This window comes from Clostridium thermopalmarium DSM 5974, assembly GCF_002995795.1.
GTDB classification, from domain to species: domain Bacteria; phylum Bacillota; class Clostridia; order Clostridiales; family Clostridiaceae; genus Clostridium_H; species Clostridium_H thermopalmarium.
Genome location: NZ_PVXN01000059.1, coordinates 1 through 11,653 on the forward strand (window position 1 = coordinate 1; position 11,653 = coordinate 11,653).

The 11,653-nt window shown below is 31.0% G+C and carries 10 protein-coding genes, 1 tRNA gene, 1 rRNA gene and 1 riboswitch; of the genes, 10 read left to right on the plus strand and 2 right to left on the minus strand.

Going from position 1 to position 11,653, the window contains the following annotated elements; translation table 11 throughout:
* Positions 1 to 105, plus strand: a 23S ribosomal RNA gene (locus tag CPAL_RS11805); the annotation flags it as partial.
* A gap of 48 nt (positions 106 to 153) precedes the next feature.
* Positions 154 to 228 (plus strand) — tRNA-Asn (locus CPAL_RS11810).
* Between the two features lie 93 nt (positions 229 to 321).
* Here the strand turns inward: CPAL_RS11810 and lgt are convergent.
* Both lgt and CPAL_RS11820 read right to left on the minus strand, forming a co-directional pair.
* The gene (gene lgt / locus CPAL_RS11815; RefSeq protein WP_061858600.1) at positions 322 to 1,089 is read right to left on the minus strand and encodes a prolipoprotein diacylglyceryl transferase; all 768 of its coding nucleotides are present in this window, start codon (positions 1,087 to 1,089) and stop codon (positions 322 to 324) included.
* A 5-nt stretch (positions 1,090 to 1,094) separates the two neighbouring features.
* Entirely contained in the window at positions 1,095 to 1,958 is an 864-nt protein-coding gene (locus CPAL_RS11820; protein ID WP_061858601.1) for a ComEC/Rec2 family competence protein, read from the minus strand.
* A gap of 212 nt (positions 1,959 to 2,170) precedes the next feature.
* Between CPAL_RS11820 and CPAL_RS11825 the strand changes: the two genes are divergently transcribed.
* The 8 genes from CPAL_RS11825 (at position 2,171) to argH (ending at position 11,312) form a co-directional block, all read left to right on the plus strand.
* Complete coding sequence (locus tag CPAL_RS11825) at positions 2,171 to 2,878, plus strand: lysophospholipid acyltransferase family protein (protein WP_061858602.1); 708 nt, start codon at positions 2,171 to 2,173, stop codon at positions 2,876 to 2,878.
* 161 nt (positions 2,879 to 3,039) lie between these two features.
* A complete protein-coding gene (locus tag CPAL_RS11830) occupies positions 3,040 to 4,953 on the plus strand; it encodes an aconitate hydratase (RefSeq protein ID WP_061858603.1) in 1,914 nt (637 codons plus the stop codon).
* A gap of 99 nt (positions 4,954 to 5,052) precedes the next feature.
* Positions 5,053 to 6,051 (plus strand): isocitrate dehydrogenase (NAD(+)), encoded by a 999-nt coding sequence (locus CPAL_RS11835; protein WP_106024697.1) that lies wholly within the window; start codon positions 5,053 to 5,055, stop codon positions 6,049 to 6,051.
* 298 nt (positions 6,052 to 6,349) lie between these two features.
* Complete coding sequence (locus CPAL_RS11840; RefSeq protein WP_061858605.1) at positions 6,350 to 7,192, plus strand: amino acid ABC transporter substrate-binding protein; 843 nt, start codon at positions 6,350 to 6,352, stop codon at positions 7,190 to 7,192.
* A gap of 49 nt (positions 7,193 to 7,241) precedes the next feature.
* Positions 7,242 to 7,889, plus strand: coding sequence for an amino acid ABC transporter permease (locus CPAL_RS11845; protein WP_061858606.1), 648 nt, complete (start codon positions 7,242 to 7,244; stop codon positions 7,887 to 7,889).
* Positions 7,890 to 7,904: 15 nt separating this feature from the next.
* On the plus strand, positions 7,905 to 8,636 hold the full coding sequence (locus tag CPAL_RS11850; protein ID WP_106024698.1) for an amino acid ABC transporter ATP-binding protein: 732 nt from the start codon (positions 7,905 to 7,907) through the stop codon (positions 8,634 to 8,636).
* 62 nt (positions 8,637 to 8,698) lie between these two features.
* A complete protein-coding gene (locus CPAL_RS11855) occupies positions 8,699 to 9,898 on the plus strand; it encodes an argininosuccinate synthase (protein WP_061858608.1) in 1,200 nt (399 codons plus the stop codon).
* Positions 9,899 to 9,992: 94 nt separating this feature from the next.
* Positions 9,993 to 11,312, plus strand: a complete 1,320-nt coding sequence (gene argH, locus CPAL_RS11860; protein WP_061858609.1) for an argininosuccinate lyase — start codon at positions 9,993 to 9,995, stop codon at positions 11,310 to 11,312.
* Between the two features lie 60 nt (positions 11,313 to 11,372).
* Positions 11,373 to 11,547: riboswitch (Lysine riboswitch) on the plus strand.
* Positions 11,548 to 11,653 lie beyond the last annotated feature (106 nt).

Here is an 11,653-nt window from a genome sequence, read left to right on the forward strand (position 1 = left end):
TTTAACTAGTAAGATCCCTGGAAGACTACCAGGTTGATAGGTCAGAGGTGTAAGTGCAGTAATGCATTAAGCTGACTGATACTAATAGATCGAGGACTTGATCAAATAATGCACTGTGCAATTTTGAAAGAATAATTTCTTTCAAAAGAACGTTCCGCGATAGCTCAATGGTGGAGCACTCGGCTGTTAACCGATAGGTTGGAGGTTCGAGTCCTCTTCGCGGAGCCATTTTTTATTTTTTGAAAAAATAATAAAAATTTTATTTCTGATATAAAAATATCTGATATAAAAATAGTAGTAGGAACCAATCCTACTACTTATTTAATTAATATGAGATTTTTTTTTATTTGACATTATAAGTAGAGTAAATCCAAGCAATATAAATATTATACTTATCACCTGGGCCATTCTTAAAGAACCAAGCATTAGGCTATCGGTTCTTAAGCCTTCTATAAAAAATCTTCCAACGGAATATAACATTATATATAAATAGAATATAGAACCCTTTTCTAAATTTTTTCTGCTTAAAATCATGAGTATTGCAAATACAATTAAATTCCACATAGATTCATATAAAAAAGTTGGGTGATAATAAGCACCGTCTATAAACATTCCTTTTTGTATAAAATCTGGAAAATGAGATATAAATTCTTTAGAAACCATGCCACCATGAGCTTCTTGATTAAAAAAATTTCCCCAACGGCCAATAGCTTGAGCTAGTATAAAGGAAGGAGCAATTGTGTCTAGTAAACTTAAAAAGTCAACCTTTTTTACTCTACACATAATATAACTGCTTATTACAGCTCCAAGAATACCGCCGTGTATTGCGAGACCGCCTCCTCGAATGTTTAATATTTCAGAAGGATTTGCACTATAGTAGGACCACTCAAATATTACATAGTATAACCTTGCACACAGTATAGAAACAGGAAGAGCAACTATAAAAATATCAGTTACTTCATCGAAATCTAAATGATAAATTTTACTTTGCTTAGAACCGAGAAAGTATGCTATCATAATTCCTATACTTATTAAAATTCCATACCAACGAATGGGAATACCAAATACATAAAATGCTATTGGATTCATCAATATCACTTCCTTTTTACTATTTTATTTCCATCACTTTCCAAGACTATTGTTTTATCTATATCAGTTCTAAAGGTAATTATACCTTTTTCTTTTAATTTAAGCAAAGTTTCTTTATGAGGGTGCCCGTAATCATTTCCCTTACCACAACTGATAACGGCTATTTTAGGATTAACTTCATCCAAATATTTTTGTGAAGTAGAAGATTTGCTACCATGATGTCCTACTTTTAGTACATCAGCACTTAGATTATAACCCTTATTAATTAACTCTTCCTCTCTTAAAGATTCTGCATCTCCAGAAAATAAAAAGCTGGTATTATTATAAGTAATTTTTATTATGAGGGAGTAATTATTTAAGTTATCATGATTACTATAAGATGGAATTATAAAGCAACATACTTTTTCTTTTAAGTCTAATCTTATTTCAGATGAAATAGATGTTACTTTAAGTCCTCTTTTATTTAAACTTAAAAGCATATTTTTAAAGCTATCTGTATTAGCTGTAATATTAGGAGAATAAAATTTGTTTATATTAAAATGATTTATAATATGACTCATACCACCTATATGATCGTCATGAGGATGAGTAATAATTACATAATCAAGTTTTTTTATTTTATGTCGTTTTAGGTATGAGAAGGTTTTTTTGTTGTTAGGACCGGCATCAATTAAGAGATTTTTATTATTAAATTGAACTAAAATAGAGTCACCTTGATCTACATCTATATAGTGAACTAAAAGCTTATCTTTTGATGGTAGTGTTAAGGATGTTTTTATAGAATAATTATATATAGTGTATATAAGAAATATAAGGCTTATTGATAAAAGTATTATAATGAGTTTTACAAATTTTTTATTGATTTTCATTTGCTCACCTCTTATAGTAATAAAGATTATAAATACCATATTAAAAAGTAATAATATTAGATATTAAAATAATGTGTATATTATATAATGATGCCAATTTTGTGTAAAAATAAACCTGTATAGCTATAGTAATGTAAACTATTTATTGAATTAAGTATGTTATGAAGATATAATAAAAGAAGTTCAAAAAATCCATGAAGGGAAGGAATAACATGAAATCTATATGGATATATGCTTATGTCATATTTAACTTAATAAGTACATTAACTTTAGATCGAAAATATAAAAATTTAAAGAAGAGAGGAAAGGAAGAAGAAGCAGAAAAGTTTTTGCATGATACTGTTTTTTATTGGGCAAACAAGGTATTAAAAAAAGCTGGGGTTAAAATAGAAGTAAAAGGACTCGAAAATGTACCAGAGGAAGCATGTTGCTTTGTATCAAATCATCAAGGCAACTTTGATATATTAGCGATTTTAGCTTCAATAGATAAGCCTATGGGTTTTATTGCTAAGAAGGAAATGGCGAAGGTACCGTTTATTTCAAGATGGATGAAAAATATAAGATGTGTATTTATGGACAGGGAAAACCCTAGAGAAGCTTTAAAAGCTATAAACCAAGGAGCAGAGAATTTAAGAAGTGGCTATTCTATGGTTATTTTTCCTGAAGGAACGAGAAGCAAAAGTCATAATATAGGAGAGTTTAAAAAAGGAAGTTTAAAGATGGCTATAAAGGCTAAAGTTCCTATAGTACCAATTACTATAGATGGAAGCTATAAGATTTTTGAAGAACACAATGGGTGGCTTAGAAAAGGTGAAATTAAATTAACAGTTGGAAAACCACTATATTTGGATAAGCTTACTTCAGAAGAACAAAAAAAGTTATCAGAAATAGTTAAGATGGAAATAGTTAAAAACCTTTAATAAGTTTTTCAATTTATTTTGAAAAAATGAATGAAATGTGTATAAAAGTTGCAAAAAATTTTGATAATGACCCGAATATATGATATAATTATGCACAAATATGACATTTGTTGTACTATAAATTCATATATAAATATTTTATGAAAAAGGGGCTGGCAAATATGGGTTATAATATTGTAGAAAAAATTTTAAGAGATCATCTAGTAACTGGGGAAATGAAGGTTGGAAATGAAATAGGTATTAGAATAGATCAAACCTTAACACAAGATTCTACAGGTACAATGGCTTATTTGCAATTTGAAGCGCTTGGAGTAGATAAGGTTAAAACAAAGAGGTCTGTAGCGTATATAGATCACAATATGCTGCAAACCGGTCCTGAAAACGCTGATGATCATAGATATATACAAACTGTAGCTAAAAAACATGGAATTTATTTTTCAAAGCCTGGTAATGGCATATGCCATCAAGTTCATTTAGAGAGATTTGGAATTCCAGGACAAACACTTGTAGGTTCTGACAGCCATACTCCAACAGCAGGAGGAATAGGTATGCTTGGAATTGGAGCAGGAGGACTTGATGTTGCAGTAGCTATGGGTGGAGGAGAGTATTACATAAAGACTCCAAAAGTTGTAAAAGTAGAACTTAGTGGAAAATTGAGTCCCTGGGTATCTGCGAAGGATATAATATTAGAACTTTTAAGAAGACTTACTGTAAAGGGCGGAGTTGACAAGGTTTTTGAATATGGAGGAGAAGGGGTAAAAACTCTTTCTGTTCCTGAGAGGGCAACAATAACCAATATGGGGGCAGAATTAGGAGCGACTACTTCTATATTCCCAAGTGATGAAGTTACTTTAGAATTCTTAAAAGCTCAGCATAGAGAAGAAGATTTTGTGGAAATTAAAGCTGATGAGGATGCAAATTATGATGAAATTATAAAAATAGATTTAAGTGAATTAGAACCAATGGTTGCTTGTCCTCATAGTCCAGATAATGTAGTAAAGGTATCAGAATTAAAAGGAATTAAAGTTAATCAAGTTACTATAGGAAGCTGCACAAATTCTTCTTATGTAGATATGATGAAAGTTGCAAAAATTTTGGAAGGAAAAACTATTCATGAGGATGTATCTTTAGTTATAGGGCCTGGATCAAAGCAGGTATTGAATATGCTAGCTGAAAATGGAGCACTTGCAAAAATGATATCGGCTGGGGCTAGAATAATAGAGTCAGGATGCGGACCATGCATAGGAATGGGACAAGCACCTGCAAATAATGCAGTATCATTAAGAACTATAAATAGAAACTTTGAAGGAAGATGTGGAACAAAATCTGCTGGAGTGTATCTTGTAAGCCCTGAAATTGCAGCTGTATCTGCCTTAAATGGATATATTTCAGATCCTAGAGAATTTGGAGAGGCTCCACATATAGAAATGCCAAAAGAATTCTTAATTAATGATAATATGATAGTGAAACCAGCAGAAAATGGAGAAGAAGTTGAAGTCGTAAGAGGACCTAATATTAAGCCTTTCCCAATGGGAGAAGAATTAAAAGATACAGTAGAAGGAAAAGCGCTTATAAAAGTAGGAGATAATATAACTACGGATCATATAATGCCATCTAATGCAAAACTTTTACCTTTTAGATCTAATATACCTTATTTATCAGATTACTGTCTTGCACCTTGTAATCCAGAATTTCCAAAGAGAGCTAAAGAAAATAATGGAGGATTTATAATCGGAGGATTAAATTATGGTCAAGGTTCCAGCAGGGAACATGCAGCATTAGTTCCTCTTTACCTTGGAATTAAGGCTGTACTAGCAAAATCATTTGCAAGGATACACATGGCTAATCTTATAAATAATGGAATAATGCCTTTAGTATTTAAAAATACGAATGACTATGATAAAATTGATGAATTTGACGAACTATTAATAATTAATGCTATAAATGGTGTTGAAGAAGGAGAAATTATAGTAAAGAATAAAACTAAAAATGAAGAATATGTTATGAGCCTTCAACTTTCAGAGAGACAAAAGAAAATGATATTAAAGGGTGGACTCATAAATAGTATCAAGTAAGAAAAAATAATTTTCAGGTTAAAAGTTATATATTAGAGAGTAGGATTTTAAGTTAAGTAATTTAAAGTTCTACTCCTTATTAAAAAAGGGGGAGAAACAGTGAGTTATAACATAACATTAATTCCAGGGGATGGTATAGGTCCAGAGGTGATGAAAGCTGCTAGGGATGTTATAAATGCAGCTGGAGTTAAAATTAATTGGGAAATAGTAGATGCAGGAGAAGGGGTTATTGAAGAGTATGGAACTCCTCTTCCAGATCATGTGATAGATAGTATAAAAAGAAATAAAATTGCTATTAAAGGGCCAGTTACAACGCCAGTAGGAAAAGGATTTAGAAGTGTAAATGTAGGGTTACGTCAAGCACTAAATCTTTATGCTAATGTAAGACCTGTAAAAACTTATAAAGGTATTCCTTCTAGGTATGATGATGTAGATCTTATAATAGTTAGGGAAAATACAGAGGATCTATATGCTGGAATTGAACATAATGTAGGGGACTCAGCAGCAGAGAGTATAAAGATAATAACTAAAAAGGCTAGTGATAGGATAGTTGAGTTTGCTTTTGATCTTGCTAAAAAGCAGGGAAGAAAAAAAGTTACGGCAGTGCATAAGGCGAATATAATGAAGTTATCAGATGGTCTATTTCTAAAGTGTGCTAGGGAAGTTGCAGAATCAAATAAGGATATTGAATTCTCTGATATGATTGTAGATGCTATGAGCATGAGATTGGTTCAAAGTCCAGAAAAGTACGATGTACTTGTAATGCCAAATTTATATGGAGATATACTTTCAGATATGGCTGCAGGACTAGTTGGAGGCTTAGGAGTAGTGCCAGGAGCAAATATAGGAGATGATATGGCTGTCTTTGAAGCCGTACACGGTTCAGCACCAGATATAGCTGGACAAAATATAGCTAATCCTACAGCTGCTATCTTAACTGGAGTTATGATGCTTAAACATTTAGGGGAATTTGAGGCAGCTGAGAGAATAGATAAAGCTCTATCGAAAGTATTAGAAGAAGGCAAAATTCTTACTTTTGATTTAGGAGGTAATGCTAAAACTACGGAATTTACGGGGGAAATAATAAAAAAATTATAAGTATATTAAATATGTAAGGAAGATGTGCATTTTAAATGTGCATCTTTTTTGTATATTTATATGCATAACTATACTCGGAAAAATATTAATACTATTTTATGTTATTGATATTTTTTTATAAATGTACGTTAGAAATGTTGAATTTATGAATAACAATACAAAAATATATTATAAATATACAAAAAACTATTGCATATTTATAACTACAAATGTATAATTATAATTATAAAAATGGATATATGATTTTGCACTGCCATGTAATCATAAAATTGGTTAAATACGGGAAGGGGCGTATAATATGAAAAAGATAGGGGCAATTTTACTAACTATAACTATGGGACTTTCAGTATTTGTTGGATGTGGAAAAAGTACAAAAACAAGTGTAGGAGCAAATAATAGTTCATCAGTTGCTTCAGAAGGTAAAACAGATACTTCTTTAGAAGATGTTAAAAAAGCAGGCAAATTAGTTATTGGGTTAGATGATGGCTATCCACCAATGGAATTTAGAGATGAGAAAAATAATTTGGTGGGATTTGATATTGATTTTGCTAATGAAATTGGTAAAAAATTAGGAGTAAAAGTTGAATTTATGCCAACAGAATGGAATGGTATATTATTAGCTCTCCAATCTAAAAAATTTGATGCAATAATAGCTGGATTAAACATTACAGAGGAGAGAAAAAAGTCTATAGATTTTTCTAAGCCATATCTAATGGGAGGACAAGTAATAGCAATTAAAAGTGGAAATAACTCCATAAAAACTCTTGCAGATTTAAAGGGAAAAATAGTTGGATGTCAATTAGGTTCAACTGGACAAAAATCTGCTGAGGATAATTTAAAAGATATAAAGGAACTGAAAAAATATGAAAAAATTACTCAGGCATTTAGTGAGCTTACAATAGGAAGAATAGATGCTGTTATTATGGATGCTCAAGTTGGAGGTTATTATATTTCTAAAAAACCAGGTGAATTTGAGGTGTTAAATGAAATGGTAAGCGAAGAGCCAATGGGTATTGGATATAGAAAGGGAGATAAAGAATTAAAAGATGAAATTCAAAAGATAGTAGACGAATTAGAAAAAGATGGTATTTTATCAAAGCTTTCTATTAAATGGTTTGGGTATGATGCATATAAAAAGTAAAAATAAGTTCCAGTCTTTATTATTAAAATCATGAAGAATGGAGGACGAAATGGATATAGAAATCTTAAAAAATATGTTTCCTATACTTCTTAGGGGATGTATTGTGACTGTAGAACTCACAGTTATATCAGTTGTATTGGGAAGTATTATTGGTGTAATTATTGCTACCTTAAAATTATCTAAAAATAAAGGAATAGTTATTGTTTCATCTTTTTATACTTGGCTTTTCAGGGGAACACCAATGCTTTTACAATTATTTTTCTTTTATTATGCTTTGCCTTTTATGGGGGTGGAGCTGACTTCTATGCAGGCTGCTATATTAGGATTAAGTTTAAACTCAGGAGCTTATATGGCTGAGATAATAAGAGGAGGTATACTTTCCATAGATAAGGGGCAATTTGAAGCCTGCAAAGCTTTAGGATTTACTAGTTTTCAAACATTGAGAAGAGTAATATTGCCACAGACCTTTAGAGTGATTATTCCGTCTTTAGGAAATGAATTTATTACTATGCTAAAAGATACTTCTTTAGTATCTAGCATTGCAATGGAAGAACTTATGAGAAATGCTCAGCTTCAAATTTCAGCTACAGCAAGGCCGGTAGAAGCTTTTTTTATAGCTGGATGCCTTTATTTACTTATGACAACAGTTTTTACAACCGTATTTTCAGTAACTGAAAAGAAGTTGTCTGTATATTAAAAGAGGTGTTTATTAGTGAATATGATTGAAGCCAAAAATCTAACTAAAAGCTTTGGAAGTTTAAAAGTATTTGAAAATTTGAATATGACGGTAGAAAAAGGAGAGGTTGTTGTAATTATAGGTCCATCAGGATCTGGTAAAAGTACATTTTTAAGATGTTTAAATGCTTTGGAGATACCTGATTCTGGAGAGATTATCATAGAGGGAGAGCCTTTAAATGTTCATAATAAAAAAGATACCAGATTAAAAATTGAAAAAATGGGCATGGTATTTCAGAACTTTAATTTATTTCCTCACATGACTGTTGAGGAAAATATAATTGAAGCTCCAATTACAGTTAAAAAGGTAAATAAGGATGTTATTTTGAAAAAGGCTCATGAACTATTGGAAAAGGTAGGATTAGCTGATAAAAAAGATTATTATCCTTCCAAGTTATCAGGAGGACAAAAACAAAGGGTAGCTATTGCAAGAGCCTTAGCTATGGAACCTAATATAATGTTATTTGATGAACCTACATCAGCATTGGATCCGGAGCTTGTAGGAGAAGTTTTGAATGTTATGAAGGAACTTGCAAGAGATGGAATGACTATGATAGTTGTGACTCACGAGATGGGATTTGCAAAGGAAGTAGCAGATAGAGTGATCTTCATGGATGGAGGAAAATTTATAGAGGAAGGTCCTCCAGAGGAGATATTTTCAAATCCAAAGGAAGAAAGAACCAAACAATTTTTAGATATGGTATTATAGCTTAAATTGAATTTAAAAGATTATAAGTTTACAAATTTAATAAATGAAAGGGAGTATTATATATGAAAGATAAGGTTGTTTTAGCATATTCAGGAGGTTTAGATACTTCTATTATAGCTCACTGGTTAAAAAATAATTATGATTTAGATGTTATAGCATGCTGTGTCAATGTAGGTCAAGATGAGGATTTTGAAGAAATTAAGAAAAAAGCAATTAAATCAGGAGCTTCTAAAATATATATAGAGGATGCAACAGAAGAATTTATAACAGATTATCTTTTTAAGGGAGTTAAAGCAAATGCAATATATGAAGGCAAATATCTTTTAGGAACATCCTTTGCAAGACCTTTAATTGCTAAAAAGTTAGTAGAGATAGCTCATGCAGAAGGAGCAAAATATATATGTCATGGATGCACAGGAAAAGGAAATGATCAAGTAAGATTTGAAGTTGGAATAGCATCTATCGATCCTACTATAAAGATAATTGCTCCTTGGAGAATTTGGGACATAAAATCAAGAGAAGATGCTATAGACTATGCTAATGCAAATGGAATTGATGTTCCAGTAACTAAAGAAAAAATATATTCAAGGGATAGAAACATATGGCATACTAGTCATGAAGGTGGAGATCTTGAGAATTTAAAAAATGAACATAAATCCCAAATGTATCTTATGACAGTGCCACCTGAGAAGGCTAAAGATGAGCCTACTTATGTAGAAATATATTTTGAAAGTGGAATACCTAAGAAGATTGATGGAGAAGAATTAAATCCAATAGATATGATGAATAAATTAAATAAATTAGGCGGAGAAAATGGAATTGGAGTTGTAGACTTACTAGAAAATAGATTGGTTGGAATGAAGTCAAGAGGAGTTTATGAAACACCAGGTGGAACAATACTATATGCTGCCCATAAAGAATTAGAATATTTAACTATAGAAAAAGAAACTTTCCACTTTAAAGAGATTGTATCTCAAAAATACGGTGAACTAGTTTACAATGGATTATGGTTTTCTACTTTGAGAGAAGGATTAGATGCTTTTTTAGATAAAACTCAAGAAAAGGTAACTGGAACCGTAAAACTAAAATTGTATAAAGGAAATATTATGATAGCAGGAATGGAATCACCTTATGCTTTATATGAAGAAACTATATCTTCCTTTGGGGCAAGTGAACTATATGACCATAAAGATGCAGAAGGATTTATTAATTTATTCGGTCTTCCTTATAAAATCAACGCAATGCTAAATAAGAATAAATAAGAAGAAAAACGTAATAATTAGCCACTAATGGCTAAAGAATAGATTTTGGCTAACTAAACTTTGCAACTTATAGAAGAACGGAGTGATTTTTTAAATGAAGCTTTGGGGTGGAAGATTTAAAGAAAGCGAAAATAAGCTTATGGAAGACTTTAATAGTTCCTTAAATTTTGATAAAAGATTATATAAAGAGGACATTAATGGAAGTATTGCTCATGTTAAGATGCTCTCAAAGTGCGGTATTTTAAAAGAAGAGGAAGAGAAATTAATAATAGATGGATTGAACTCTATATTGCAGGATATAGAAAAAGGTGAATTGTTTATTGAAGGAAATTATGAGGATATCCATAGTTTTGTAGAAATCAACCTTATAAAAAGAATAGGTGAAGTTGGGAAAAAGCTTCATACAGGAAGAAGCAGAAATGATCAAGTTGCAGTAGATATGAGAATGTATGCTAAAGCTAGAGCTTTTGAAGTTTTAAAAGAACTAGAAGAATTGATGAATACAATTAAAGATGTAGGAGAAAAAAATAATGTAATAATGCCTGGTTATACTCATCTTCAAAGGGCTCAGGTGGTAACATTCAAATATCACATGATGGCGTACTATAATATGTTTAATAGGGATAAAAAAAGATTATTAAGCGATATTGAAATAATGGATGAAAGTCCTCTTGGATGTGGAGCTTTAGCAGGAACTACTTATGATATAGACAGAGATTTTACGTCAAAAGAATTAGGGTTTAAAAAACCAGTTGATAATTTTATGGATGGTGTCAGTGATAGAGACTATTTGATAGACCTTATGAGTGCTTTTTCTATAATTATGATGCATTTAAGCAGGTTAAGTGAAGAAATCATATTATGGTGCAGTAAAGAGTTTGATTTTATAGAAATAAGCGATGAATTTTCAACTGGCAGCAGTATTATGCCTCAAAAGAAAAATCCTGATGCAGCAGAACTTATAAGAGGAAAAACTGGAAGAGTATATGGAGATTTGATGGGGATTTTAACAACTATGAAAGGAATTCCGTTAGCTTATAATAAGGATATGCAAGAAGATAAAGAAGGTTTTTTCGATGCTTCAGATACAGTTATGAAATGTTTGAAAGTTATGAATGGAATGCTGTCTGGAATTAAAGTTAAAGAGAATAATATGTATAGAGCTGTAAAAGAAGGATTTCTTAATGCTACAGAAGCTGCGGATTATCTTGTGAATAAAGGAATGTCCTTTAGAGATGCTCATGGAGTAATAGGTTCTATAGTTTTATATTGCGAAGAAAATAACGTTGCTATAGAAGAATTAGATGTAGAAACATTAAAGAAGTTTAGTAAATTATTTGATGAAGATATATATGATTTTATAGATTACAATAAAACTTTGACAAGGGGAATAAAAAAATATATAAATAATTAATAAAAATATTTGACTATAAGAAAGTTTTAATTTATAATAAAATAAAAGCGTATATCGAAGTTTAGTGATAGAGGTGCGGTATTTAAGAGTACTGATGTTGAGGAAAGCACGATGAGGCATCAAGAAAGGAAATATCGCCGAAGCATATAGCTGATGCTTTAAGGCTATATAGCTGGTTTTGCATAGAATATATGTAAGACTGTCACAAAGCAATTTGTGGAGAGCTATCATTCAACTTATTAGGTACTATATTTTGTTTATATATTATATTTATATGTAGTGTTTAATAAGCCTTGAGTGAACTCTCAAGGCTTTTTAATTTCTACAAAAATGGCTTCTCA